24 protein-coding genes and 6 pseudogenes are annotated in these 25,612 nt (G+C 69.4%); 21 read left to right on the top strand and 9 right to left on the bottom strand.

The annotated features are described in order from the left end of the window. Positions 1-43: 43 nt before the first annotated feature. From AB0761_RS04175 to AB0761_RS04155, 5 genes are all read left to right on the top strand, one after another. The gene (locus AB0761_RS04175) at positions 44-802 is read left to right on the top strand and encodes a TnsA-like heteromeric transposase endonuclease subunit (protein ID WP_377273928.1); all 759 of its coding nucleotides are present in this window, start codon (positions 44-46) and stop codon (positions 800-802) included. After that, complete coding sequence (locus AB0761_RS04170) at positions 799-2,286, top strand: integrase (protein ID WP_377267565.1); 1,488 nt, start codon at positions 799-801, stop codon at positions 2,284-2,286. The genes AB0761_RS04175 and AB0761_RS04170 overlap by 4 nt, the downstream gene beginning before the upstream one ends. Then, complete coding sequence (locus AB0761_RS04165; RefSeq protein ID WP_377267564.1) at positions 2,169-2,891, top strand: hypothetical protein; 723 nt, start codon at positions 2,169-2,171, stop codon at positions 2,889-2,891. The genes AB0761_RS04170 and AB0761_RS04165 overlap by 118 nt, the downstream gene beginning before the upstream one ends. Beyond that, complete coding sequence (locus tag AB0761_RS04160) at positions 2,885-3,952, top strand: TniB family NTP-binding protein (protein WP_377267562.1); 1,068 nt, start codon at positions 2,885-2,887, stop codon at positions 3,950-3,952. The genes AB0761_RS04165 and AB0761_RS04160 overlap by 7 nt, the downstream gene beginning before the upstream one ends. Before the next feature lie 683 nt (positions 3,953-4,635). Further along, positions 4,636-5,181: a hypothetical protein gene (locus AB0761_RS04155; RefSeq protein ID WP_377267561.1), complete on the top strand. Its 546-nt coding sequence runs from the start codon at positions 4,636-4,638 to the stop codon at positions 5,179-5,181. On the opposite strand, the gene AB0761_RS04150 is transcribed toward AB0761_RS04155, so the two are convergent. Next, a complete protein-coding gene (locus AB0761_RS04150; RefSeq protein ID WP_377267559.1) occupies positions 5,114-6,094 on the bottom strand; it encodes an IS5 family transposase in 981 nt (326 codons plus the stop codon). The genes AB0761_RS04155 and AB0761_RS04150 overlap by 68 nt on opposite strands. A gap of 1,416 nt (positions 6,095-7,510) precedes the next feature. On the opposite strand from AB0761_RS04150, the gene AB0761_RS04145 reads away from it, so the two are divergent. From AB0761_RS04145 to AB0761_RS04135, 3 genes are all read left to right on the top strand, one after another. Continuing rightward, positions 7,511-8,035 carry a hypothetical protein gene (locus AB0761_RS04145; protein WP_377267558.1) on the top strand — a complete coding sequence of 175 codons (525 nt, stop codon included), beginning with the start codon at positions 7,511-7,513 and terminating at the stop codon, positions 8,033-8,035. A gap of 79 nt (positions 8,036-8,114) precedes the next feature. Beyond that, complete coding sequence (locus AB0761_RS04140; protein WP_377267556.1) at positions 8,115-8,477, top strand: hypothetical protein; 363 nt, start codon at positions 8,115-8,117, stop codon at positions 8,475-8,477. Positions 8,478-8,499: 22 nt separating this feature from the next. Then, complete coding sequence (locus AB0761_RS04135) at positions 8,500-9,021, top strand: hypothetical protein (RefSeq protein WP_377267554.1); 522 nt, start codon at positions 8,500-8,502, stop codon at positions 9,019-9,021. Between the two features lie 88 nt (positions 9,022-9,109). Here the strand turns inward: AB0761_RS04135 and AB0761_RS04130 are convergent. Then, a pseudogene (locus AB0761_RS04130) lies at positions 9,110-9,726 on the bottom strand (response regulator). Between the two features lie 35 nt (positions 9,727-9,761). Further along, positions 9,762-10,958, bottom strand: coding sequence for a sensor histidine kinase (locus AB0761_RS04125; RefSeq protein ID WP_377267552.1), 1,197 nt, complete (start codon positions 10,956-10,958; stop codon positions 9,762-9,764). Positions 10,959-11,001: 43 nt separating this feature from the next. On the opposite strand from AB0761_RS04125, the gene AB0761_RS04120 reads away from it, so the two are divergent. Next, positions 11,002-11,652, top strand: coding sequence for a YceI family protein (locus AB0761_RS04120; protein WP_377267550.1), 651 nt, complete (start codon positions 11,002-11,004; stop codon positions 11,650-11,652). Positions 11,653-11,924: 272 nt separating this feature from the next. On the opposite strand, the pseudogene AB0761_RS04115 reads toward AB0761_RS04120, so the two are convergent. Both AB0761_RS04115 and AB0761_RS04110 read right to left on the bottom strand, forming a co-directional pair. Continuing rightward, a pseudogene (locus AB0761_RS04115) lies at positions 11,925-12,131 on the bottom strand (PIG-L family deacetylase); the annotation flags it as partial. Positions 12,132-12,550: 419 nt separating this feature from the next. Beyond that, entirely contained in the window at positions 12,551-12,700 is a 150-nt protein-coding gene (locus AB0761_RS04110; protein WP_377267548.1) for a hypothetical protein, read from the bottom strand. Between the two features lie 276 nt (positions 12,701-12,976). Here AB0761_RS04110 and AB0761_RS04105 point away from each other — a divergent pair, with 276 nt between their 5' ends. The 6 genes and pseudogenes from AB0761_RS04105 (at position 12,977) to AB0761_RS04080 (ending at position 19,130) form a co-directional block, all read left to right on the top strand. Continuing rightward, the gene (locus tag AB0761_RS04105) at positions 12,977-15,133 is read left to right on the top strand and encodes a tetratricopeptide repeat protein (protein ID WP_377267547.1); all 2,157 of its coding nucleotides are present in this window, start codon (positions 12,977-12,979) and stop codon (positions 15,131-15,133) included. A 379-nt stretch (positions 15,134-15,512) separates the two neighbouring features. Next, positions 15,513-16,516: pseudogene (locus tag AB0761_RS04100) on the top strand (IS5 family transposase). A 321-nt stretch (positions 16,517-16,837) separates the two neighbouring features. After that, positions 16,838-16,978 carry a hypothetical protein gene (locus tag AB0761_RS04095; protein ID WP_377267545.1) on the top strand — a complete coding sequence of 47 codons (141 nt, stop codon included), beginning with the start codon at positions 16,838-16,840 and terminating at the stop codon, positions 16,976-16,978. A gap of 124 nt (positions 16,979-17,102) precedes the next feature. Further along, positions 17,103-17,543 (top strand): peptidase inhibitor family I36 protein, encoded by a 441-nt coding sequence (locus AB0761_RS04090; protein ID WP_377267543.1) that lies wholly within the window; start codon positions 17,103-17,105, stop codon positions 17,541-17,543. Positions 17,544-17,630: 87 nt separating this feature from the next. Then, complete coding sequence (locus tag AB0761_RS04085; protein WP_377267541.1) at positions 17,631-18,545, top strand: hypothetical protein; 915 nt, start codon at positions 17,631-17,633, stop codon at positions 18,543-18,545. Positions 18,546-18,920: 375 nt separating this feature from the next. Next, positions 18,921-19,130, top strand: coding sequence for a hypothetical protein (locus AB0761_RS04080; RefSeq protein WP_377267540.1), 210 nt, complete (start codon positions 18,921-18,923; stop codon positions 19,128-19,130). Positions 19,131-19,133: 3 nt separating this feature from the next. Here AB0761_RS04080 and AB0761_RS04075 read toward each other — a convergent pair whose 3' ends face one another. Beyond that, a complete protein-coding gene (locus AB0761_RS04075) occupies positions 19,134-19,541 on the bottom strand; it encodes a cupin domain-containing protein (protein WP_377267538.1) in 408 nt (135 codons plus the stop codon). A gap of 155 nt (positions 19,542-19,696) precedes the next feature. On the opposite strand from AB0761_RS04075, the gene AB0761_RS04070 reads away from it, so the two are divergent. Both AB0761_RS04070 and AB0761_RS04065 read left to right on the top strand, forming a co-directional pair. Next, the gene (locus tag AB0761_RS04070; RefSeq protein WP_377267536.1) at positions 19,697-21,451 is read left to right on the top strand and encodes a DUF6348 family protein; all 1,755 of its coding nucleotides are present in this window, start codon (positions 19,697-19,699) and stop codon (positions 21,449-21,451) included. Positions 21,452-21,699: 248 nt separating this feature from the next. Beyond that, the gene (locus AB0761_RS04065; RefSeq protein WP_377267534.1) at positions 21,700-22,257 is read left to right on the top strand and encodes a DUF6368 family protein; all 558 of its coding nucleotides are present in this window, start codon (positions 21,700-21,702) and stop codon (positions 22,255-22,257) included. A gap of 31 nt (positions 22,258-22,288) precedes the next feature. Here the strand turns inward: AB0761_RS04065 and AB0761_RS04060 are convergent. Beyond that, a pseudogene (locus tag AB0761_RS04060) lies at positions 22,289-22,615 on the bottom strand (IS630 family transposase); the annotation flags it as partial. Positions 22,616-22,670: 55 nt separating this feature from the next. After that, positions 22,671-23,384, bottom strand: coding sequence for an MBL fold metallo-hydrolase (locus tag AB0761_RS04055; RefSeq protein WP_377267532.1), 714 nt, complete (start codon positions 23,382-23,384; stop codon positions 22,671-22,673). Positions 23,385-23,510: 126 nt separating this feature from the next. On the opposite strand from AB0761_RS04055, the gene AB0761_RS04050 reads away from it, so the two are divergent. Continuing rightward, on the top strand, positions 23,511-24,041 hold the full coding sequence (locus AB0761_RS04050; protein ID WP_377267530.1) for a TetR/AcrR family transcriptional regulator: 531 nt from the start codon (positions 23,511-23,513) through the stop codon (positions 24,039-24,041). Between the two features lie 79 nt (positions 24,042-24,120). Then, positions 24,121-24,339, top strand: a pseudogene (locus AB0761_RS04045) (IS701 family transposase); the annotation flags it as partial. Here the strand turns inward: AB0761_RS04045 and AB0761_RS04040 are convergent. Beyond that, complete coding sequence (locus tag AB0761_RS04040) at positions 24,285-24,812, bottom strand: recombinase family protein (protein ID WP_377267529.1); 528 nt, start codon at positions 24,810-24,812, stop codon at positions 24,285-24,287. The pseudogene AB0761_RS04045 and the gene AB0761_RS04040 sit on opposite strands and share 55 nt — an antisense overlap. 122 nt (positions 24,813-24,934) lie before the next feature. On the opposite strand from AB0761_RS04040, the pseudogene AB0761_RS04035 reads away from it, so the two are divergent. Both AB0761_RS04035 and AB0761_RS04030 read left to right on the top strand, forming a co-directional pair. Next, positions 24,935-25,069, top strand: a pseudogene (locus AB0761_RS04035) (flavin reductase family protein); the annotation flags it as partial. Between the two features lie 229 nt (positions 25,070-25,298). Further along, positions 25,299-25,601 carry a hypothetical protein gene (locus tag AB0761_RS04030; protein ID WP_377267528.1) on the top strand — a complete coding sequence of 101 codons (303 nt, stop codon included), beginning with the start codon at positions 25,299-25,301 and terminating at the stop codon, positions 25,599-25,601. The last annotated feature ends 11 nt before the right edge of the window (positions 25,602-25,612 follow it).

Below are 25,612 nucleotides of genomic sequence, written 5' to 3'. Positions count from 1 at the left end.
CATCACCCTCGAAGTGACGGGGAGATCGCGGCCGGGGGTGTCGATGGAAGGGTCGGCGTTGGGGGCCTCCGTCTCGGAGTATGTCTCAGGCATCGAAGTCGGGTTCGTCGACGCCGACGGTGTCGAGCATTCCGGGCCACTGGCACGCTGCTGGTCCGAGCCGTTCGAGCTCGCCTCGCCGGTCCGGTCGTTCGCCTCGTTCAAGGGGCAGAAGAACTTCACCGGTGAGTACTGGGCGGCGACTTCGCGGACCCAGGTGGGCTATGAGTCCTGGGTGGAGCGGGACGCCGTGACGGCGCTGGACTTCGACCCCGCTGTCGTCGCGCTGGCCTCGCAGCCCTTCCGGCTCACCTGGACGGACGGCGCGCGCGAGCGCGGGCATACCCCGGATTACTTCGCCCGGTTGTTGGACGGCACCGGTGTCGTTGTCGACGTCCGCCCGGAAGACCTGGTCGACCAGGACGCCGCCGAGGTCTTCGCGTTCACCGCACGGGTCTGTGAGGAGGTGGGATGGCAGTTCCGCCATGTCGGCGACCTGCACCAGCCCTACCGGGCGAACCTGCGATGGCTGTCTCGCTACCGCCACGGCCGCTGCCATCACCCGCAAGTCGCGGACCGGCTGCGGGAAGTCTTCGCCGAGCCTCGGCCCCTGTTCGCCGGGGCCGAGCAGGTCGGTGACCGGCTGGCCGTGCTTCCGGTGCTCTACCACCTGCTCTGGCAGCAGGAACTGACGGCGAACCTGGTGTCGGCCCCGCTGGGCACCGACACGCTGGTGCATCTGGCGTCCGGGGGCTGCCCGTGACGTCCGCGCGTCCAGGTCGGCTACGGCTCGGCGACCGGGTCAGGTTCCAGGAACACACCTATACCGTGGTCGGCCTGACCGGGATGCGGGTCCGACTGGCCGACGCGCACGGCACGGGGATGCTCGTCGACCAGGTCCACCTGCAGTCGGCCGAGGACTTCGCGGTCCTGGGGGCTGGTGACCGCACCGCTCTGGGCTCGGCCGCGCTGCTGGAGCGCCTGCCCGGGCCGGTGGCCGAGCGCGCCCTGTGGTGGCAGCGGCACCTGGTCGAACTCCTCACCGGCCTGCCGCCCGACGCCCCGGCCGGGGCCCGGGTCAAGCCCGATTACGACCCGGCTGGCCGTTCGCTGGCGCAACGCGAGCGGGCGAAGGCGGCCGAACTGGTGACGCTGGGCGAGGAGGTCTCGGCGCGGACGGTGAAGCGCAAGCGCCAGCAGTACGAGGCCGGCGGGATCGCGGCGGTGGTGGACCACCGGCTCGCCCCGCACGCCTCGCTGGTCGGCCGGGCCGATCCGCGGGTGGTGGCGGCGATTCGTCAGGCGATCGGCGAGAGCGTCCCTGCCTCCACCCGCACGATCGAGCACGCGCGCTGGCGGACCGAGCGGATCCTGGAGGCCGAGCACGGTCAGGACGCGGTGGAGATGCCGTCGCGGGCCACGTTCTACCGGCTCTTCGACAAGTTGTCGCACGGAGTCCACGTCACCGGCTCGGCCCGCACCCGCCGCTCGTTGTCCGACCAGCCCGAGGGGCCGTTCCGCTACGAGACGGTCGCCGCCCCGGGCGAGCTGATGCAGATCGACTCCACCCCGCTGGACGTGCTGGTGCGGCTGGACCACGGCGTCCCCGGGAGGGTGGAGCTCTGCGCCCTTATCGACCTGGCGACGCGGACCGTCGCCGCGGCGGTGGTTCGGCCGACCACCAAGTCGGTGGACGCCTCGCTGCTGCTGGCCCGCGCGCTGACCCCGGAGCCGATGCGGCCCGGCTGGGTCCAGGCCCTGGCGATGTCCCGCTCGGTGCTGCCGCACCGCAGACTGCTGACCCTGGACGAGCGCCTGGAGCACGCCGCGGCCCGGCCGGTGATCATTCCGGAGACCATCGTCTGCGACCGGGGCAAGGCGTTCATCTCGGAGAACTTCCGTTCCGCCTGCCGCACTCTGGAAATCACCTTCCAGCCCTGCCACCCACGCTCCCCGACAGAGAAACCCCATATCGAACGCACACTCGAATCAGTGGCCACGCTGTTCTGCCAGTTCCTGCCCGGCTACCTCGGCCGCACCGCCGAGCACCGCGGCCGAGGCGTGGAGGAAGAACCGCTGTGGTCGATGCTGGAGATCCAGGAATTCCTGGATGAATGGCTTGTCGCCCGATGGCAATCCAGGCCCCACGACGGGCTCCGCGACCCGGGCGTCCCCGGCCGGACCTTCACCCCGAACCAGAAATACGCCGCACTGGTCAGAGCGCCGGCTACGTCCCCCTCGCCCTGAGCGGCGACGACTACGTCGAACTGCTGCCCGCGACCTGGCGGGCCGCCAACTCCTACGGCATCAAAATCAACAACCGCATCTACGACTGCCCCGACCTGGCCCCTTTCCGGCGCCAACCCTCCGGCGTCACACGCAAGAGGAACCTGTGGGAGATCCACCGCGACCCCTACGACGCCGCCTGGATCTGGATGCGCAACCACTGGGAGACCGGCTGGATCCCAGTCCCCTGGAAGCACCTCGGCAGCGTCCCGCAGCCCTTCGGCGACCTCGCCTGGGACCACGCGGCAGCCGACCTGCGAGGCAAGGGCAACCCGACACCCACCGAGGAGGAGATCACCCAGGCCGTCGCCAAGCTCCTGGACAGAGCCAGCCAGGGACCGGCCGCGGAGCCGTCCAAGCGCGATCGGCGCGTCGCCGCCCGGACCCGAGCTGCCGCTGAGAGCCCCGGACCACGTCCGCCCAGGCCAGAACCACCATCAGCCACCGAGAACGAGCTGTCTCTCCACGGTGATGAGGCGGTGGACAGCACAGATGACGAGCCGATCGCGAAGGTCATCCCGCTCGGCGTCTTCGATCCCTTCAAGGAGGCGGACAAGCGATGGTGACCACGACCGGCCCCACCCCCGGGCAGGACTCGGACCCGGCTCGCCAGCGCGGATGGCGAAGCGCCCTGGACCGCGAAGACCTGCACCGCTACCTCACCACTCTGGAGGGCTGGCGGGAGTTCACCACCCAGGACCCGGTCCCGCCCGAACTGCTTCCCGCACCCGCGCTCACGGGCCTGGACCCGGACGAACGGCTGGACTACGACGACGACCGGCTCGACTACCACACCCGCCTGACCGTGGCCGCGACCTCCACCTTGCGAACCGTCGTCCATGCCGGCAGACGGTTGACCCTGCTCAACCGGCACGCGATCAGCGCCCGCCGGGGCCTGATCCTGTCCGGCGCGGCCGGGACCGGAAAGACCACCGCACTCACCCAGTTCGGCAAGACCATCGAGGTCATCGACCGGCGCCAGCACCCGGGCGTCGACGGCCGGATCCCGGTGGTCTACGTCACCGTCCCGCCCGCCGCGACCTCACGCATGCTGGCCGTCGAGTTCGCCCGCTTCCTGGGCCTGCCCGTCACAACCCGAGCCAACATCACCGACGTCATCGAGGCCGTCTGCGGCGTCCTGATCGACGCGAGAGTGAGCGTCGTGTGTGTCGACGAGCTCCACAATCTCTCACTGGCGACCAGGAACGGCGCCGAGGTATCGGACACGCTGAAGTACTTCTCGGAACGGATCCCGGCCACTTTCGTCTATGCCGGGGTGGACCTGGAGACGAACGGACTGTTCAACGGCACCCGCGGTCGGCAGATCGCCGGACGCTTCGCGGTCATCGACACCGTCCCCTTCCCCCGCACCACGGAATGGACCGGCCTGGTCAGCACCTTCGAAGAGGCCCTGCGACTGCACCACCACAAGCCCAAAACCCTGGAAGGACTGGCCCACTACCTCCACCAGCGCACCAGCGGCATGATCGGGAGCCTGTCCCACCTCATCCGCGGGGCCGCCATCGACGCCATCCTGGACGGCACCGAGAAGATCACCCGGCATTCGCTGGACCGCGTCAAACTCGACCGAGCTGCCCAGACCCGAAAGACCAAATCGGCTTCATGACCACCAGCGTTGACGACGGCGACCGGCCCCGCCCGCTGCCGGCTCGCCCCCGCCCCAAGACCGGGGAGAGCACTGACTCCTACGTTCGCCGACTGGCTCGCGCCAACCACCTCAAGCCCAGCTACCTGCGTGGTTACCTCGCCGGCCCGCCAGACTACGGCTACGGAGGTCGCCCCCGAGGTGACCGGCTCGCCGCTGTGACCGGGCGTCAGCAAGACGCGCTCGAAAGGGCACTGCCAGACCTGGCCCTGAGGAAATTGACTGAGCCCGACGAGCCGGAGAAACCCAAAAGGTATGTCACCCCCAGTGCGGACAAGCCCGCTCTCTTCGCAGCGATCCGGCGAGACGCTCAGAAGGAACGCTTGTCCGTCAAAGCGTTGTCGACGCGGCACCACGTGCACAGCCGCACCGTCCGACAAGCCCTCGCCTCCCCGACACCTCCGCCCCGACCGTCGCGACGCTCTTCCAACTCCTGGGCGAGTTCATGGACCAGCGAGAGCAGCCCGACGGCCTCGGAAGGATCTTCAGGGACTACCAGTCCTGGCTCAACGACCAAAGCTGGTATCAGAAGCCATCCGTAAACCGTGCGTGATGTATGAGTTTCCGCTGGTGAGGCATGGTTTGGGTGTTCGTGCGGCAGGGTTTTCGGTGTCGGGTTGTCGTGGTCGGGAACGGAGTGTGTGATGCCGTCGCCGCTGGGGTTGCTGGAGGAGCGTAGGGAGTCCGCCCGGGCGCGGGTCGAGGGTCTGGAAACTCGGATGGCGCTTCTTGAGAAGGAGTTGGAGGAGGCCCGGGTGGTGCTGGAGCGGAGGGTCGTGGCGGTGGAGGAGTTGACGGCGGCGTTGGCTCCTGCCGAGGAGCCGGCGTCCGCCGGGGCGGCCGCGGCCGCGACTGTGCAACGGGTGCCGCCGAAGGGGGCGGTGGTCCCGCGGTGGTGTGAGGGCCTGGACCCGGCGGCGGCGCTGGCGTCGGACTACCGGCGGCTGGTGGAGGCGGTCGAGACGGCTGCTGCGGGTGGCGGCGGGTTGAGCGCGCGGGAGGTGGCCGAGGCGATGGAACCGGGCCGGAAGGTTGACATCCTCCTGCAGGAGAACCTGCGGACGAAGGCGAAGAGGCTGGTGGAGCGTGGATGGCTGGCGGTCGACGGCTCTGGGTGCCGGTTCATGCCGCGGCGGCCGTTGCCCGAGCCTGGGCCCATCCCGGCGTCGGGATCGGTGTCGGCGGGGTGAGGCGTGCGGCGCGTCGGCGGGCGAGGCGCCTGCTCATGACCATGGTCATGGACCACAGGATCATCGCTTCGGCGCTGTCGGGGCGGGTCTCGTGGTCGCGTGCGAGGCGACGTGAGCGCATCAGCCAGGCGAACGTCCTCTCCACGACCCAGCGGCGGGGGACGACGCGGAAGCCGGACAGGTCGTCGGTGCGCTTGACGATCTCGACTGCCAGGCCGAACCTCTCCTTGGCCCAGGTGGCGAGGCCGCCGGTGTAACCACTGTCGCCCCAGAGCCTGCGCAGGCGGCGGCACGTGGTCATGAGCGCGGGGAGCATGCCGGCGGCGGTGGCGCGGTCGCCCGCGTCGGCCGGGGTGACCAGCACCGCCAGGACGAGGCCGATCGTGTCGACGACCAGGTGCCGCTTCCTCCCGTTGATCTTCTTGCCGCCGTCGTAGCCGCGGCTCGAACTCCTCACGTTGGCAGCGGCCTTGACCGACTGCGAGTCGATGACCGCGGCGGTCGGCTCCGCGTTGCGACCCTCTGCCTCGCGGACCGCGCCGCGCAGCCGGTCGTGGAACTCGGCCAGCAGGCCGGTGTCGCGCCAGCGGGTGAAGAAGGCGTGGACCCGCTTGAACGGTGGGTAGTCCGCGGGCAGTGCGGCCCATTTCACGCCGTTGTCCACCACGTACCGGACGGCGTCGAGTATCTGGCGGTGGCAGTAGCCCTCCGGCCGCCCGCCCCGGCCGTCCATCCACGCCGGCGTTGGCAGCAGGTCCCGTACCGCCGCCCACTCCGCGTCCGTCAGATCGCTCGGGTAGCGCCGAACACGTTCCCCGCCATCGCGCGCGTTCCCGAACCGGTGTGCCAGGCAGTCACACTCCCGTGGAGCCCGGTTGCCCTCGACCCTGGCGGCGGCGTAGAAATGCGGCAACAGGGCCTCCATGCGACTTTTGGGTCTCGACAACCTCCAAGTTGCGCAGGGGCCCTGTCTTCATGCCATGGCCAAGACGGGATCACCCGAACCGGGAACCAAGGGCGAACACACGTCCAACCCCCAAGCCTCGGTCACGGTTTGCGGATCGCTTCTCACTTCGAAACAGCCGAGACAGACCAGATCAACTGAGACAACACCTCGCATCCCAGCTTCCGGGACCAGATCACTTGAGATTTTCGGGACCTCGGCGTCTCAATCGATCTGGTCGCCTCAGGTCACAGCGCTACTCGCAGACCAGATCATCTGAGACGGGACACGGCGGATCCGCCAGCGTGGAACCGGTCGCTGAAACGCCGGACGATTCGTCACCCCGAGCCCAGCCCTTCGTCGGAAACCCAGTGTCGGTGGTGGAGCGTAGGTTGGTGATCGCGCCTGATGCGCCAGGCCCGTGCAGCAGAAGGGGCGCCCCGCATGAGGGGCGCCCCTTCTGTGTCCTCAACCTCCGCTTGGACCACGTCGGTCGCCGCCACGCGGCGGCTCCGGGGAGGCCTCAGTGTCTCGACCGACGTCGAAGCGGGACCCGGCCGCCTTGGAGACGCGATCGCTCGGGGCTGGTGGTGTAGCTCGACGAGCGCCGAGGCTGCACGCTGGCGGCAAGTTTGGCCACACCTGCTCCTTGCCTTTCGGGGTGCGGAAGGACCACTTCTCGTGCACTACCCGTAGGTGGGCGGTCAGCGGAGGCCCCAAGCGGCTGCGCCGTAGAGCTGTTGATGACCGTGCTGCAGGTTGCCGCCTTCGCTGGCCGGCGGCACCTTGGGAACTCCAGCCGATCGGGTGACCCCCGAACGGGTGATAAGCCGATTGCATGACCGGTTGACCCTTCCCACGTCAAAGGTACCGCCGGAGGGTCTGAGAGCCGCCGAGCGACGCGGCTGACGTCCCATCAAGTGCGCATTGCGGGATGAGTTGGAGGACAGGACTGGCTGCGAGCCCAGATAGACTCCCGTGCAAGCGAAGAGGGGCCCATCGACTCGGCTGCGCCCTAGGAAGTACGGCCGGGTCAGGACCCCTCTGCGTGCACCCACCGAAATCTCAGATGATGAAACGAGGGCACCATGCCTGAGCATCGTAAGCGACTTGGCTATCCCATGCCCAGCGCACCCCGCTGGCGAGCCCTGGTCGAGCGCTGGCGCAAGCAGGTCCGGCGCTGGGGCCGTCTCATCGCGCTCCACGCGGTGAAGGGCGCGGCCACTGCCGCCGGCCGGCATCATCGTCGGTCTGCTGTGGACCTACCTCCGCCGCTAGCCCCGATGTGCCAGTGGCCCGGAACCCCGCAGGGTACGGTTCCTTTGAAGGGAAGCGCACGACATCGGCTTGTTTGCGGGTGATCGTGGATCCTGACAGGGTCCCGACGTGACCGTACTGCTGGGGGACAAGAACAGGTTCGCCGCTGAGGTCGGGGAGTGGGAGCACTCGCTGCGGCGGGTGGATCTGTGGGCCGCGGGGCAATGGCTGACCTGCGATGACAACATGGCGTTCGTCGGACAGTTCCGCTCCGACGTGGTGGACACGGTGGCGTGGCTGCGCTCCGGAGCCGGCTCTGCTTTGCCGTTCGACGGCCTGTCCCCGGAAGCCACCCACCGGCGTCTCACGGAGCGTGCCGGTGCTGAGGACGAGACCGAAGAGGAGTACCGGTTCCGCAGCCAGTTCCGGGTCTTGAGCTGGGGACCGACTACCGACAACGTGAGCGCTCATCTCTTCCGTGACGCGGACCGCTTGGTGCTCACTCTTCAGTTCCCACGCGAGGAACACCTGGCCAGGCATCCAGAGCATGCGGGCAAGGTCTTCGTGACGCAGGTCCCGACCGAGGAGTTCGTCGGGATCCTTGAGGATCTTGCGGCTGTGCTCGACGGCAGCCAGGATCTGGGCCGCCCTTGAACGACTGAACCGTCCGGACACTGACGGGCTGTATTCCTGGCCGCTGATCTCTACCGTGGTGGTGGAGGAGGGCTGGTGGATGGGCTCACTGTTCGAGGAGCTGGAATCCCGGGAGGCGGCCGCCCGAGTTCGGGTGGAGGAACTGGAAGCCGCGATCGCCCAGTTGTCCGTGAAGCTGGCGCCGGCCCGGGACGGGCTTGAGCGTCTGCGGATCACGCGGGAGACGGTCGCGGAAGTACTCGCGGAGATCACGCCTGAGGCGGCGGCGAAGGCGGTCGCAGCCGGGACGTCACCGGATGGTGGGTCGGTGGCATCCGCCTATGCGGGGGCCGAGCGGCAGGTCGTCGGTGTGTTGACGGTCCCGAACTGGCACCCCGGCATGACGCCGGATGTGCTGCCGTCGGTCTACCGCGACATCCCGCCGACCCGCTCCCGGCACTGACCCTGATCGTTGCTGCTTCACCGTGGCTCTCCAGACCGCCCGTGACCAGGTCGTCCAAGCCCTCGGGATCGTCCCCGACGAGCCCGGCTCCCTCGGCCTGATCGGCAGGCGGGTGCCGGCCCGACGCCCTGCACCCCGCCGTCACCGGACCAGCACCCGCAAGGTCAAGTCCCCGATGTGCCGCCACAGCGAGCGACGCGACGACGGCCGCCCCGACCGGAGCCGCATCATCACCAACCTCGCCGTCACCGTCCTCGAACCAGGCCCCGAACAGCCGCATCTGCCCAAGGCCTCCCGCGATGACCGCCACACCGTTCCATCCCAGCGTCGACGGCATCGCGCTCTCGCCCTGTTGCAGGACGACCCCGCCCGCCTGTGGAGACCCGCGGAGATCGCCGCCCACTTCGGCGACGTCACCCTGCACACCATGTATCGGCAGCTGTCCCGATGGGCCGACACCGGGCCCATCCACAAGCTCGGACCCGGGCTCTACGCAGCCACAGCCTGGACCTCAATCCCCTTGCCACCAGCACTAACAGGCTAACTTCCCCCCAGCCTTGGGTCAGGGCCCCCCGCGCTGTGGCGCGCCTGACGGCGGCCGGAAGGCAGGCCGTGAGTGGCGATGCCGGGCCCTACGAGCCGATGATGCCCGCGTCGTGGGCGAGGAGGCCGGCCTGGGTGCGGTTGACGCAGCTCAGTTTGTCCAGCATCCGCGACACATAGCCCTTGATCGTGGCCTCGGAGAGGAACAGCCGGGCTGCGATCTGCGCGTTCGACAGGCCTCGCCGAGGCCGGCCAGGACCTGGATCTCCCGCTCGGTCAGCGAGGCGACCAGCTCGCGTGCGCGGTCGCGGGCCGAAAGGGTGTCCGTCGACGCGGCGATGAGCCGGCGGGCGGCGGATGGCGAGAGAACGGTGTGCCCCTGGGCAGCCGTCCGTACGAGCCCGATCAGCTCCTCCGGCGGGGTCGACTTGACCAGGAAGCCGGTCGCGCCGGCCCGCAGGGCACGCAGCACGTACTGGTCGGCGTCGAAGGTCGTCAGCACCACGATGTTCGGCGGCTGGGCAAGCTTGTTGATGCGTCCGATCGCGGTCAGCCCGTCCATGCCCGGCATGCGCAGGTCCATCAGCACGACGTCCGGGCGGCTGCGCCGGACGGCCTCGATGCCGTCCGCGCCGTTGTGGGCAACGTCGACGACCTCCAGGTCCTGGGCCGAGTTGAGAATGGTGCGCAGGAACGTGCACACCATGGGCTCGTCGTCCACCACCACTACTCGGGCCACGCTCACACCGCCGATTCCGCGGTCGGGACGTACGAGGGCAGCGTCGCCTCGACGCTGAACCCGCCGTCGGGACAGGGTCCGGCACGCAGGGTGCCGTGCACGAGCTCGATGCGCCGGCGCAGATGCGCGATACCCATACCGGAGCCAGTGGCCGCGAGGGCACTGCTCGCTCCGACGGTCGGGGCATTGTTGTGGACCGTGATCCGCACTTGGGCCTTGTCGTACTCCACCCGCACGGTCACCTGGGTGCCGGGCGCGTGCTTGCGGACGTTGGTCAGCGCCTCGCGCAGGATGCGGTAGGCGGTGCGCCCGACCAGCGGTGAGGCGAGAGCCGGGTCGCCGTGCTCGATCAGCTCGGCCGGTGTGCCCACCGCCATCGACTCGGCGACCAGGTCGGCGAAGCCTCCCACGGAGGGCGTTTGGTCACCCTCGGGCATGGTGCGCAGGATGCCGACCAGGTCCCGCAGTTCCTCCAAGGCCTGGCAGCCGGCAGCGCGCAGTTCCTCCGCCGCCTGCCGGGTCCCCTCGTCCTGCGCCGTCACCCGCAGGGCTCCGGCCTGCAGCACCATCAGGCTCACCCGGTGTGTGACGACGTCGTGCATCTCCCCGGCGAGCCGCACGCGTTCTTCGGCGCGGGCCTGCTCGGCGAGGAGGTGGCGCTCCCGCTCGGCTCGCTCGACGCGTTCTACGAGGGCGCAGACCATCCGTCGGCGGGCGTCGAAGTACAGCGCCAGCAGCGGCCCGACCGCGGTGCGCAGCAGCCCGATCGTCATGACGGTGACCGACGGCTCCCAGGGCCGCATGATCACGAGGGTGAAGGCGGCGAGTGCGAGGAACGCCGTGCGGCGGTTCTGTTGGTGGAAGAGCGGGCCGTAGGCGGCCACCAGGGTCGCGTAGGGGGCCCACACGTTGGTGTCGTGGGCGGGCGTCAGCACGTCGGCCGGTGAGATCAACAGCGTTACGGCGACCGTGAACGCGCCGAGCACGCCGACGACGGTGAGTGGGGCGACGCGGCGGAAGGCCACCGAAGCGCAGGCGAGCGCCTGCACGCCCAGCATGACCCAGGCGAGGGTGTCCGGGCGGTACGGCCACCAGCTGGCGCCGATCAGCGTGGCGCCGGTGTCGAGCAGCGCGAAACCGGCAGCGATCGCCACGTCCACGGCCACCCAGTGCCGGCGGTGCCACGGTCCGTCAGTCATGATGCTTACCGTAGGCCATCTGCGCCACCGCCCCGCCGGCGCCGTGATCACCCCGTACCTCCGGCTCGTGCGGACCCTACGAAAGTCGCAAGCGGCCCGCGACGACCAGCCGTTCGTCGCTCCGGGAACCGACCGCTCGCCCTGCCGTGCGACGGGCCGGCTGCTGTGGAATGAGGGCATGGATGCAACAAGCAACCCCACCACGACAACTCCCCGGCTCGGTCGCTACACGATCGACGCAAAGAGCTCGTCCGTCTCGTTCAAGAGCAGACACCTCTTCGGCCTCATGCCCGTGCACGGCACGTTCGCGATCCGGGGCGGCACGGTCGACGTGGCCGAGCCGCTGTCGCAGTCGCGTCTGCGCGTGGAGATCGACGCAGCGAGCTTCAGCACCGGCAACGACCAGCGGGACGGCGACGTACGGTCGGCGAAGTTCCTGGACACCGACCGGAACCCGCTGATCACGTTCGTCTCCGAGCGGGTGGAGGCCACGTCCGTCTCCGGCGCGCTCACCGTGTGCGGGGTCTCCCGGCCTGCGAGCCTGTTCATCGTGCACGCACAGGTGACTGCCAACGCGTTCACCGTCCGTGCCACCACCCGCGTCGACCGTATCGAGTTCGGTGTGACCGCGGCCCGCGGGATGGCCGGGCGCCGTCTCGACCTGACATTGGAGGTCACGTGCGTCCAGGCTTGACGACGCCGTACGCGCTGGGCCGCTCACTCCGCGCATGGCTGAGATCGGGAGGCCGCGTCGGGGTATGGAGAACCCATCGGGAAGAGCTTGACGTGCTTGACGGTAGTGCTGTGAAGGAGTGGCGGTGACGGCGACGACCGGCAACGCCTCCCGGCGGCGACCTGCTGGAGACTGTCCGGTCGATCATGTGCGGAGCCAGATGGTGCGGCGGCGTCATGGAGAGGTTCTGCCGGCACGGACCTGAGGCGTTCACGGTCGCTTCCGCCACCAGCTCGCATCGCGGCCACGGCCTGCGGATCGTGCCCCGGCTCGCCCGGCTTGAGACCCCCCGTCCCGTCACCGCAACCGCCGCCGGTACACGCGACGAGAACTGTGCGGATGCCCTCGTGCGCGTAGCGGGCGAGGACACCTCCTGTTCCCACGGCCGCGTTGTCGGGATGGGCGTGCACTGCCATCAGCGCCAAGGGCCGGTGGTCTATCACAGTCCTCCGGTGCGAAGAGTGCTCGGTCTGGCGCGTGCGGCGTGCGGGCAGTGGCCGCTCGAAGAGTCAGCGCCGCCGGTAGCCGCGGTGACGGTCGTCGAAGGGCAGCATGCCCAGCCGATCGCATCCACGTTGGACACGGTGACCCGCACGGGGTACCTCTCCCCGCGGTCTGCGGTGCTCCGCCGTGATACGGCGAAGGACGCCGACCTTCTCGTTCTGCGGGACGAGAAGCGCGGGGCTGCGTCAGGCAGGTGACTGACCCGGTCCGCCACGAGCCGGCCGATCGGTTCCGGTTCGCTGCCCTCCCCAGCCAGATACCCCGGTATCCCTGGCGCGAGGTCTTCCCCGTCACCGCCGGGACCCTGCTCGGCCGGCACCGCACGGTGATCGCGGCGAAGTGGGTTGGCGGGTGCCTACGCCAGACCCAGCAGCTGCGCGGCACGGGCAACCGTCAGCTGCTGCAGCTGCTCCTCGGCCAGCCCGAGGTACACACCAGCAGCAGAGCGGACCCAGTACACGGTGAAAGGCCGGCAGCGGGATCGAAGCGGCAGATCCCCGCGCATGCCGCTGCGTCCCTTCAGTACTGTGGACCCGGGGACGGTTCGTGGGCGAGTTTCCCGTACAAGTCCGCACACGCGGCCGGCCAGGGGATTGGAGATCGTTCCATGGGAGCGGTCGGGGGAGGGGCCGGTTCGGGCCCGGAGCACGTGGGCGACCTGGAGGAGTTCGTCGGTGCACTGATCCGGCTGCGCGCGCAAGCCGGGAGTCCGCCGTACCGGACGCTCGCCAGGCAGGTCGGGCCACTGCTCAGACCACCCCGCCAGGTCTCGTTCCGAACGGTGGCAGACACGTTCCAACCCGGACGCCGCCGCCTGGACCTGGACCTCGTGCTCGCGATCGTTCGTGCGCTCGGGGCGGACGGGCAGCAGGTGAATTCCTGGCGGCAGGCCTATGTGCGCGCGTACACCGAGACCAAGGCAGGCGGCCCCGTCGGGGTGTTCCGGCAGCTGCCGGCGGACCTTCCGACCTTCACCGGACGGGCGGACCACATGCAGCGACTGGTCGACACCGTGGACGGCAGGGGCACGCACGCCTCGACGACGGTGGTCATCTCGGCGATCGAGGGCATGGCCGGGGTCGGCAAGACGCAGCTGGCCATCCACGCCGCGCACCAGCTGGTTCGCGCGGGCCGGTTCGCGGACGTCCAGCTGTATGTGGACCTGCGAGGCTTCGATCCCGACCAGCCTCCCGCCGATCCGTCCGCCGTGCTGGGGTCCTTCCTGCGGCAGCTGGAGGTCCCTGTCCAGCAGATTCCGCCCTTGCTGGCGGAACGCTCTGCGATGTTCCGCGCTGTCCTGAACGGGAGGCAGGCTCTGCTCCTGCTGGACAACGCCGCCCACGAGAAGCAGGTCCGGGACCTCATCCCGGCCTCTCCTGACTGCCTGGTACTGCTGACCAGCCGCCGGACCCTGGCGGGCCTGGACGGGGCGACCACGCATCTGCTCGACGTCTTCGACGCCGATGAGTCGATCGAACTACTGGCCCGGATCGTCGGCCACGAGCGCGTCTGGGCCGAGCCCATGGCCGCCGCCGAGATCGTCGCCGCGTGCGGTCACCTACCGCTGGCCGTGACGCTGGCCGCCTCACGCCTGCGCTCCCGGCCCGCCTGGACACTCGCCGACCTCGCCGCCCGGTTGCGCGACGACGACCTGGGCACCGTGCGGATCGGCGGACGCAGCGTGGACACCGTTTTCGACCTGTCCTACCGGGGGCTGCCGGAGGACCTCCGTCGCCTGTTCCGCCTGCTCGGCCTCTTTCCGGGCCATGACTTCACCGCGGCCGCGGCCGCGGCCCTGGCCGGGATCGCGACCGGTCAGGCACAGTCGATCCTGGAGCAACTGCTGGACGAGCACCTCGTCCAGCAGAAGATCGCGGGCCGCTACGAACTGCATGACCTGGCACGATCGTACGCCGCGCAACGCGCGCGCGAGGAGGACGGCCCTGCGGCCCGGGAAACGGCACTGGGCAGGCTGCTGACCTGGTATCTGCACGCGGCGGTCGCGGCCTCGGCCCGGCTGGCCCCGAACCGGTTCGAGCTGGCGCTGCCTCCGCCGCCGCCTGAACCACGGGTGCCGACGTTCGCCGATCACGCCGAGGCACTGACATGGTGCGAGGCCGAGCGCGCGAACCTGGCCGCCGCGACGGAGGCCGCAGATGGCACCGAGTTGGCCTGGATGTTGGCCCGCGCCTCGGTCCCGTACTACAACCTGCGGAAGATCTGGGACGACTGGATCGCGACGCACCGCATCGGACTCGCCGCCGCCCAGGCCCGTGACGACCGCCTGGGTCAGGCCTGGATGCACCACGGACTGGCCCGCGCCCAGTCCGACCGCCGTGACCCCTCCGCCCCTGACCACTTCCGTGCGGCCCTGGACCTGTTCGGCGACGACCACCCGCACGAAGCGGTGAGCACCTTGGGCAACCTCGCTGCTCTCCACGGCCGGCAAGGCGAGTACGAGCAGTCCCTCACGTACTCCCAGCAGGCCCTCCAACTGGCCCGAGAAGTCGGCGACCGCTACAGCGAGGCGATGCTCGTGGGCAACATCGGCGCCGCATGCACGAAGCTCAAGCGCTTCGACGAGGCCGTGGACTACCTCCGTACGGCGCTGGCGCAACACGAAGCCGACGGCAACGTCTACAGCCAGGCCTTCGTACTCCACAACCTCGGTGCGGCGCACCAGGACGCCGGCCGTAGCGACGAGTCCGCCGACTGCTACCAGCAGGCCCTCGAGTTGCGACGCCGGATCGGCGACCGCCACGGAGAGGCGACCACGCTGGCACTCATGGCCGAGCTGGCCCAGTCCCGCAGCCGCCCCGACCAAGCCAGCCGGCTATGGCGCACGGCACTGGCCATATTCGAAGACCTCGGAGACCCGGCCGCCGGCGAGGTCCGTGCCAGACTCGACATGGACCACGCTGAACCAGACTCGGCTTGACCTCACCCGGAGCAACCTCGGGGGTGTCAGCAGCTTTGGGGCCCAAGTGGTGGCCAGACTCACTTCGAGGCAGGCGATGTCCTCGCAGCCGAGGCCGCGCCTCGCCAGTCCTGGAACTCCGGGAAGCCATCGGCTGCCGCAGAGGAACCGCCGCTGCGCTTCCACCTCGGAGATGTCTCCATCGGAGTTGATCGCAGCAAAGAGGCGTACGACGCCTGGAGACGAGCGATGGCGCTCTTCTGCGAACTTCGACGACCAGGTAGGCGTCGAACGGGCACGTACGCGCCTCGCCCCCCCGCGTCCTAGGGCGCGTATCGGGTCGTGATCAATTTGTGCGATTCGCTCTCACGTCGGGGGCTGGTCCGGTAGATCGTCGTGCGTGACGCGAGTGCAACTGACAGATGCCGAGTGGGAGTTCATCGGGCCGTACCTGCCGATCGGTGAGTACGGCCCGTACCCAGAGCGCCTGCGGCAGCAGTTCGAGGGCGTGATCTGGCGGTTCAAGACCGGCGCGCAGTGGCGGGAGATGCCGACCGAGTTCGGCGCCTGGTCGACCGTCTCCAACCGCTTCCGGCAGTGGCGTGACGCCGGCGTCTTCGAGGCCCTTCTGGAGGGCCTGATCGCGGAAGCCGCGAAGCGGGGCGAGGTGGACCTGTCCCTGGTCAGCGTCGACTCCACCACCGCGCGCGCCCACCACGACGCCGCGGGGATGCACCTGAGCGAGGACGTGCTCACCGCCCTGGAGAAGGCCGCCGCCGAGGAGGAGAAGGCCAGGTCAAAGGGGGCAGCCCGGAAGGACAAGACGGACAGGACGCCGGAAACGACCCCGAGCAAGAAGAGCGACGACGCATCCGGCGCCGACGCAAACTGCGCTTGAAGGCTGCCCTGCTCGGACGCTCGAGAGGCGGGCAGACCAGCAAGATCCATCTCGCCGCCGACCGCAAGTGCCGCCCGCTGGCGTTCGTCCTGACCGCCGGGCAGGCCGCCGACAGTCCGCAGTTCATCCCCGTGCTGAAGAAGGTACGGGTTCGCGGGCCCGTCGGCCGCCCCCGCACCCGGCCCGACGCGGCGGCCGGGGACAAGGCGTACTCGTCCCGCGGCAATCGCTCCTACCTGCGAAAACGCCGCATCAAGGCCGTCATCCCGGAGAAGAGGGACCAGTCCGCCAACCGGAAGAAGAAGGGCGGTAAGGGCGGCCGACCCGTGAGCCACGACGCCGACCTCTACAAAGAGCGGAACACCGTCGAGCGCCTGATCAACAAGCTGAAAACCTGGCGAGGCATCGCCACTCGCTACGACAAGACGCCGGAGAGCTACCTCGCCGGCCTCCACCTTCGCGCCTCGATGATCTGGATCAAGGGCCTCACGCGGACCGCCAATTGATCACAACCGAATACGCGCCTAGCTCCCTGACGGCTGGCGTTGGACGCACCCGCAGGTCGACGCCCTGCTCCGGATCCGGCCCCGCTCCGTCGACTGTCCCCGTAGAACAACACCCCCATCGAGTCGCGATGCCGCTTGTGCGGACTTGTGCGGGAACCTCGCACACCCCGCACGCCGCCGGTCACCCTGCTGAAGGGACGCAGCTGCTGCATCCGAAGTGATCAGCCGGAGGACCGCGGCGGCATGCACCTCATGCACACCGCACATCCGTACGTGACCAACACCGCACAGCATGTGACGCCTTGACGATGGGAGACCACCATGCGCAAAAGGATCATCGGCTTGATCGCGGCCGTCCTGCTGGCCGCCGGCATCGGCGTGACGGCCGGAGCCTCCTCCGCCTGGGCCGGCTGCGGCGGCAGCTACGCCAACGCAGCCGGGGAGATCGTGCCCTGCAGGTAGCCACGGTGCCGGGTCTCCGAGGCGCCAGTGCGCCGACGCCCCGGAGACCCGGCAAGCCACTCCCGGCAAGACCCCAAAGCCACATCCGGCCCTCCCGGGCCGACCAACACCTTACGGAGATCCCATGAGAACCGTTCGCAAGACGACCATGCTCGCCGTGGCGTCAGTGGCCGCGCTGCTCGGGGCGGTCGCCTCGGCCGGCACCGCCAACGCCGCCACCATGGTCGAGCCCCGGGGGTGCTCGGCGGGCAACTTCTGCTTCTACAACAACGCCGAGTACAACGACGGGCCGGGCCAGCTCAGCGGCAACAACGCCAACTTCACCGTGTTCTCCCACCCCAGCTGCCAGACCCACACCTGGAACGACTGCATCTCGTCCGTCTACAACCACGGCACGAGCGGCCTGGGCGTCAACGTCTACCGCGACGCCAACTACAGCGGCGCCGTCTTCTGCGTTCCGGACAACGTCGCCTATGCGTACCTCCCCGCCGCCTATCCGTACACGCTCGGCTTGATCCCCCTCAACGACTCCATCAGCAGCAACAAATGGACTACGGACTGCTGAGCCAACCACCAACGGCCGCTTCATGAAGGACGGTTGATCATGTCCCACTGTTCGCGACGCGGCGCTGCCCGCGCTCGGACGAGCCTCGTGGCCGCGACGGTGTTGACGGCGGCCCTGGCCGCGGTGTCGGGGTGTGCCGCCGCCCCGGCACCACGGCCGCACGCCACGGCGTCCCTGTCGCCCGCACTTCGGGACTCGGCGGCATCGGCCGTACTGACCAGTGACGCCACCACGCTGCGTCAGCACTGGCAGCTGAAGAATGCCGAGCAGTTGCTGATCCAGCAGTGCATGCTCAAACGCGGACTGCCATACCACACGACCGGTAGCGGACCCGAGCCCGAAGCCGGGGCCACCACCGCCGACACGACCGGAACCGCTTCCCCGCCGCTCTACGCGATCACGGCGCCACCGGTGAGCACGGTCGGCGGCATGACGGCCCAGGACCGCTATGTGCACTCCCTCACCTCGACGGCGCAGGCCGGCTACCTGGCCGCCTACAGCGGCCCCGACACCCGGACGGAGACCCTGGCACTGCCCAGCGGGGCTGTCGTGCGCTACCTGATCGGTGGCTGCGAGGGTCAGGCACGGGCAGAGTTGTACGGCAGCGTACGGGCGGCGGTGTCGGACAGCCTGGTACCGCAGGACGTGAACCAGCAGTTCGATACCTTCCTCGCCACCAACCGGCCCTACCAGTCGGCGCTCGCCGCCTGGCGGCGCTGCATGGCGCAAAGCGGCTGGCAGGCGACGACGCCGACGAACGCCATCCAGGCATCCCAGTCCCTGGCCGACACCTCGGGATCCCGGACCGACGCCGTCGCGAAGAGGCAGAGCTCCGAGGTTGCCGCGGACATCCGCTGCGACACCGCCAGCGATCTGCGCGGCACGCGCACAGAACAGCGGAACACGTTCGTCCACCATCTGCCCACGAGGACGCGGGACTGGCTGGCCCAGACCGAGCAGGCCAAACTGCAGGCGCTGCGCCGGATCCCACGAACCGCCTGAGCGGCACGGCTGCAGCCTTGCCGTCCACCCGGTCGGGGTACGCGCGGTCCCGCCGCCCGCCGCCCGCCGCCCGCCGCCCGCCGCCCGCAGCGCGTCGCGCGAGGTGGCGGGCCTGGAAGGTCAACGGCGTGCGTGTGCCGTTCGCACATGCGATCAGCTCTGTGAGCAGGGCGGCGTCGTTCATTCGTTTGGTCCGGTTTGATCACGTGATGCCGAGGGTGGCGAGCGGGCGGGTGGCGTCGCGTGCATGGTGACGGAGACCGGCGGCGAGTGATGGGGCTTGGTGCGAGGGTGTCTGAAAGATCGTGTGAGTCCGTGATGTGACAGGCTGGCCGAGGCCCGGTCTCGGGTCGTGGCCGGCCGGAACGGACGGACATGACTACCGATGAGCCGGCCCTGGCAGCGGAGCCGGTCGGGGACGAGTGGGTGGACGAGGTGGTCGAGCGGCTGATGGACCGCGCCGACGCCTGCGGGACGGCCCTGCTCGGCGAGGGCGGGCTGCTGGCCCAGGTCACGAAAGGTGTGCTGGAGCGGGCGCTCCGCCCTGGCGGCCGCCAGGTGCTGCACAGCCAGGGCGGATGCTGATGGTTATCGGGGCCGGGTGACCCGAAGGTGTCGTCGTTCGGCCAACTCCTCAACACTGACCACGGTCAGGACTGGGGTACCCGGCGGCGCAAGCATGGTCACGACCATCTGCGACTGCGCGTCCGGAAGGTTGTTGGCGCCCTGGTAGTGGATCACGTCACCCCCGGGCTCGAACAGGGCGTCGCCGGCTTTGAGCACGCGGGGCGCCTGCCCCTCCAGTTCGAAGAGCACCTCGCCCTGGGTCACGTAGCCGAAGATCGGCCCCGGGTGCCGGTGTGGCGGCGCGCCGAGGTCACCGGGCTTCAAAGTGATCCGGACGGTCCGGGCCTCGGCGCCGGCTGGGATCCCGGCCGTCGCATCCGGCAGGGTCGCGATGATCTCCACGCCTGGGGGCAGGTGTGCCTGGCTCATGTATTCCTCCACACAGAGAGAGTGCTGCCCGTAAGGACAAGACGGCCGCCCCGCTTGTGACAGCTCAACGCGACGCAGGTGCCCCGGCCGTGCAGATGACCGCTCCGTCGGTATAGCGCTGCACCAGCAGCGGCAGCATCAGAGCGACCCCGGTCATGCGCGGCCCGGCCACCCCAGGCGCACCACGGCAGCAGTGTCGAAAGGGGGCCGAGCCCGTCGGGGCCGCGGGCCGCGCTCGGCCGGCCGGCCGGCGGAGTGGATCAGCCGCCTGGAAGCAAGCACGCTCAGCCAGTCGGGGCGGCTCGTCATCGGCGATCTCCGCCCTGGCGACACCCCGGAAGCACTCCCCTTCCGCCCGCTGGATGTCCTGCAGGACCACCGGCTCGCCGATGCGGACCGCTCGCATATGCACGTGCCCAACCCCTCCTCCCTCTGCGGCTGTGACGATCCTCCCCGAGGTGATGGCACGCGAGCCGACGCTGCCCACCTCCAATGGACGCCAGTCACCTGATGGAACACCCGAACACGTCCAGGCGCCTCGGACCCTCCGGGGCCCCGCACCCAAGCGCTGTCCGATCGGCCCGGCTCAGTACCATCCACGGGTGTCCTGGATACGACGTCGTACGCGCAAAGAAGACCCGTCGGCGAAGCGGCTGCCCGACCTGGAATTCCTTGCCCTGGTGAGGGCCGGGCTCGAAGAGTGCGCGCCCGGCGTGACACAGGGCGCCCAACTCAAGGGCAACTCGTTGATCAGCCCACACGGTTGGGCCGTGGCCGTAGCCCCGCCGCACCACGGGGGCGGCCACCACTACGACCTCGTCGCGCTACCGGACGTCGGCCTCCAGCCGGACGTGCCCTGCTTCACGGACTGCGTCGTGTCGATGTCCGCCGATCCGCAGGACGCGGCGAACACGTGGGTGCAGACCGCGGGTGCCTGCCTGTTGGAACTCCTCGACCGCCGCGAGCATTTCGCGGACCACGCGGGCCCCGAGGACGAGCGCGGCGTGCCCGGCTGGCACATGATCACTTCCGGTGCGGTCGGTCTCGGACGCGACGTCGAGGAGAACCGGCGGCTGCAGGGCGCGCTGCTGGAAGCGAACGTGCTGCACCGGATCGCGGCCTCCTTCACCACTGACCTGGAATCGCCCTTCTTCAACGGCGTCAAGGTCTTCTACGGCGGCCGCCGGGGCGCGATGCAGGCCGAGATCCGCGTCAACGGTGAGCGTCACGAGGCTGCTTCGGCAGCGATGGCGGCGCTCGGACTGCCCGAGCCCACGACGTTCACGGCAGTGCGGTTCTACGCGTTGCTGCTTCCGGTACCGGCGGCCGGCGGCGCGCCGAGCTACCCGACGGCCCGGCTCGATCTCGCTCCCGCCTCGGTGCAAGCCAATGCCCACACCCACGGCGCCGCCTGCGCCTGCGGCGGCCACCTCGACCCGGAGCACCCCGGCTTCGACCTGGCCATGCCCCACCTGGTGGCCGAGCTCTCGGAGGAGGAGCGCAGGCGCCGCGTGAAGTCCGACACGGGCGCGATCATCATCGCGGAGGGCGTCGGCAACTTCCTCAAGGTGCGCCTCCCGATCCGTCTGGACGATGGACGCACGGTGGTCTACCTCGCCTGGGTCTACCTCCAGGCGGCCGTGATCGACGACTTCGTGCAGCGGGTCCACAACGACGACCTGGCCGGCCACCGCTTCGATGGCCTGCTGTGCAACGCCATCGGCCCCTGGGGCGAGGACGTCCTGCGCGCCCCCGTCGTCCTCGGCGGCCAACGGATCAACGACGACGGCTCGGTCCGCCGCAGCGAGGTTCTGGAGTCCAGCGACCCCCTGCTCAGCAAGGTGCTGAGCGAGACCTGGCCCGCCGCCTTCGTCCTCGGCGACCGCTTTCCCCGCTCGCCGTCAAACTGAGGTGCCGCCGGGGGAGGCGGACCCGAGGCGCGGAGCTCGACTGAGCAGGACCGGCGCTGGGCGCTCGACAGGCACGGCAATCACCCGCCGTGCACCCGATCGAGTGAAGAGCAGAGAAGCATCACCGCCTCCCGCGTACAGGAGGCGTTCTTCGAGCGCCCCGTCCCCGCTCGGCGCCCAGACCGGCTGGATCCGGCGTGGGAGGACCTGAGCGGTGTCGGAGCCGGTCACAGGGCTAGGCTCCCGGCATGGCTGGTCCGACGCTGGTGATCGAATTGGCAGAGCCTGTCGCCCCGGCTGCCCTGCGTGGTTTCCGTACGCTGATGCGAGGGCTCTCTACCCACTTTGAGGAGCTGCGCCCCGGCGCCTTCGACGTCAACGTGGCCGTGGAGCGGCTTGGTGTTGAAACGCCGACGGCGGTCGATTCGCAGGAGGTGGACGGGCGTCGACCCTTCCTGGTCTACCTGATGGGGCCGGGCGTCGGTGACGAGGACATCTTCGAGGCCGAGCACGCGGACGAGCCCGAGGTTGAGGCTGCCCTCGGCTTCAAGCCGACCCACGCCGTGAATGTCAGCGCTGGATGCAACCGTGGGGTCGACCACGTGGCGACGGCGTTGCTGACCGCGGCAATCGCAGACGTCCTCGGGGGTCTGGTGAAAGCCGAACTGCTGGACGGGCACGTGTCAGTGGTCGCTGGACTCCCAGGGATGTTGGGGGTCACCGACGAGGAATGCCCGACGGTGCTCGGCACCGCGGAGTTCCTGCGGGCCTGGATCGACCAGCCCGGCTTCCGACTGGTCAAGTAGTTCAGGGAACGCAGCGGGAGTGGCGCCCTGGTCATGCGGCAAGAGCGGGCCTGCTGCCCGAGCGGATGCCTCTCTCGATGCGGGCGCGTTCGCGGCGTCGGGCGGCCGGCGTCGGGGTGTCGGGCGTTGATGTCGCCCCAGCACAGGTAGGCGTGCAAGGCGCTCTGGGCGGCGTGGTTGCGGTGGTGGGAGTTGGCGATGGTGAACTGCCGTAGCGGTCCGAAGTGGGCCTCGGTCGGGTCGGCCCAGGATGCGTAGGTCAAGCACAGCTCGACCCGGTGCTTCCTCGCCCAGCGCCGGATCGGCTCGCCCTTGTGGGCAGATTGTCCAGGATCACGTAGACGGGGGCGCCGTCCGGGGGCGGGCGGCTCCAGCCAGTGCACGGAACGTGACCGCGTGGGCGCGGAAGTCGCTCAGTGCGCTGCGGCGCGGACCGCGTCGGCGAGGTCGGCGGGGGTGCCGTTCCAGGGGGTGCCGTGGCCGGGGAGGACCCAGGAGGCCTTGAGCTCGGCCAGGCGGTCGAGCGAGGCCAGGGCCTCGGCCGGCTCGTCGGTGAAGGGGGCCGGCTGCGGTCCGGTGCGGCCGGTGAGTACGTGACGGGTGGTCAGTGCGTCGCCCACGCACACCGCGTCCACGGACGGCAGGTGGACGGCGACGCTGCCCGGCGAGTGGCCTGGCATAGCGACGATGACCGGGCTGCCGGGCAGTTCGAGCACGTCTCCGTCGGAGAACTCGGTGACCTCCTTGAGGTATTCGGCCTTCAGGCCGTTCTTGCGCAGCCCGTACCAGAAGAAGCCGAGGGTGGGGAGCAGCCGCATCGGGCCCGACGGGGTCTTGGGCTTCTCGCCGGTGCGCGCGCGGTGTGCGTCGGCGCTGTGCACGTACACCGGGACGCCGTGCTCGCGGCGCAGCCGCTCGGCGAAGCCGATGTGGTCGCTGTCGCCGTGGGTGAGGACCAGGCCGCGGATGTCGGCCAGAGTCTTACCTAGGGTGTGCAGCTCCTGCTGGAGGTCGTTGAAGTGGCCGGGGAGGCCGGCGTCGATCAGCGTGATGCCTTCGGGGGTGTCGAGGAGGTAGCAGGCCACCACATCGGTGCCGAGCCGGTGTAGGTGCGGAGCAAGTTCCATGGGATCACTTCCGGTATGTGACAGCGAGGTTGGGCTGGATTCGAGGTCTCGGCTATGCGATGCCTACGCTACTTAGCTATCATGGCTATGGTCAATAGCTTTCCGCGAAAGAGCGAGGTGCCGCGTATGCCGACCCCGGAGAAGACCTCCCTGCCGAGGATCGTCGCAGCCGGGCGCGACCTCCTGGAAGAACACGGTCCCGACGGTCTCACCATGCAGCGCGTCGCCACCCGGGTCGGGGTACGGGCGCCCTCCCTCTACAAGCACGTACGCGACCGCGCCACGCTACTCGCCGCTGTGGCGCAGGACGCGCTGGAGGCACTGGACGCACGGCTCACCGTCACCAACGGCTCGCTGGAGCAACTCGCGTACGCCTACCGCGCGTTCGCGCACGAGCATCCACAGGCTTTCCGGCTGCTGCTCGGCGGCCTCGCCTCCCCCGAGGCACTGGAGCAGGCGGCTGCGCCGCTGCTGGCCGCCTCGCGCGCACTCGTGGGCGAGGACGAGGTGCTGGCGGCGGCCCGGTTGGTCACCGCTTGGGCCACCGGCTTCATCCAGATGGAACTGGCCGGCGCCTTTCGCCTCGGCGGCGATCCGGAACACGCCTTCGCCTTCGGGCTCGCCCGCATTCGCCGAGCCCTCGCCGACGGCGGCTGAGCGTCATACGGGCTCCGCGTTCCACGGCCCTTGGTGAGTGCCCGCAGTTGAACCGATCGCGGTGAACGTCGGCCCGCAGCCTGCAGGCCGGCCACAAACCGGGTGGCAACCGGTGCGGATCGCCGGGCGGCGCTGCACGGTCGAGGAGACGTTCCAGGCCAGCAAGGGACTGACCGGCCTGGACGAACACCAGGTCCGCCGCTGGACCTCGTGGCACCGCCGGGTCACCCTCGCGATGCTCGCTCACGCCTTTCTTGCCGTCACCGCCGCCACCGCCGCCACCGACCCACCCCGGCCGCCGGTGGCGCCGATCATCGGGCGCTTGACGTACTCGACGACGTCGATCAGGTCTTCCAGGTCGCGCGGCTGACGCACAAGGCGGTCAAGGTCGTAGAAGACCACCCCGTCGATGACCCCGCCGGCCAGGTCGGCCAGGAGCTGACGGAACTTCGGCCGCATCACCACCCAGTCGATCGACCCGTCCGGACGAATGATCTTCTTCTTTTTGAACGCCGAGGTGTCGTTCTCCTTGTAGACCTTGGCGAAGGGCCCCCAGGTGAGTCGGGTGCGGGTGTCCTCGGAGTCCTCCAGCTGCCGCTCGACGCCTGCCTCCAGACCGAAGCGGTCCGAGGAGATCCGCAGGTATGCCCCGGGCCGCTGCGGCACGAACGCGGACAACTGGTCGTGGATGTTGAGAGTGATGCCGCGGTTGCGGACATGGGCGGGGATCTCGAAGTCATCCCATACGGACAGGGCGGGCGGCTGCGTCATGAAGGGCGTGCTCCGGTTGCTCGTGGCCTGCCGACACCGGACACTCTCCGCTGAACCCGGCGGGCGCCGACGCACCCGTGTGGCTGTTACGCTGCAGGTTTCCCTGCCGCGATACTGGCCCCATGCGCATCGACTACGACCCCGACGCAATGGACCCAGGCGCCTTCTACAAGCTGCTCACGGCCGTGGTGGTGCCACGGCCGATCGCCTGGGTGTCCACCGTTTCGGCAGACGGCTTTCTTGCGAACCTCGCACCCGTCTGGTTGTGGGGAAAGCGGTGTCGGCTGACCAGATCGTAGCTTCCGACAGGCCGTAAGTTCGACCATGTTGTGGATGGGAACGTCGCGAGGCGACCCGGATGGCCTGACGACGCGACACCGTGTTCTCATGAGCTGTACGGCCCTGTCATCCGATTCGTCAACGGCTCGGAGGATCGCGTGGGGCTCGCAAAGTCGTCGCGGCAGGGCAAGCCATATAGCGATACTCGTGGATAACGCTGCCGAGGATGCGGGTGCGGAGGAGCCTGCGGTCTTCGAGCTCGTGCACGGCGACAGGCTGATGGTCAGCGCCCGGAGGCAGTTGGTTGCGGTTCGGTGGGGGCTCGTTGTGGTGCCGCTCGTAGACGGTCAAGACGTGTCGGACGTAGGCCTCGTTCAGGATCGGGACGTGGTCGAGGACCCCGCGCCGGATGCTGCCGATCACCCGCTCGCAGTGCCGTTCATCCGAGGGACCTGCGACGCATGTGAGGATCTCCATCTCCTCGGCCCGCATGCGGCGTTGAAGGACTGACAGTACTTGGC

It is taken from the genome of Peterkaempfera podocarpi (genome assembly GCF_042466665.1).
Taxonomy (GTDB): domain Bacteria; phylum Actinomycetota; class Actinomycetes; order Streptomycetales; family Streptomycetaceae; genus Peterkaempfera; species Peterkaempfera podocarpi.
This window is presented reverse-complemented; position numbering and strand designations above follow the sequence as displayed.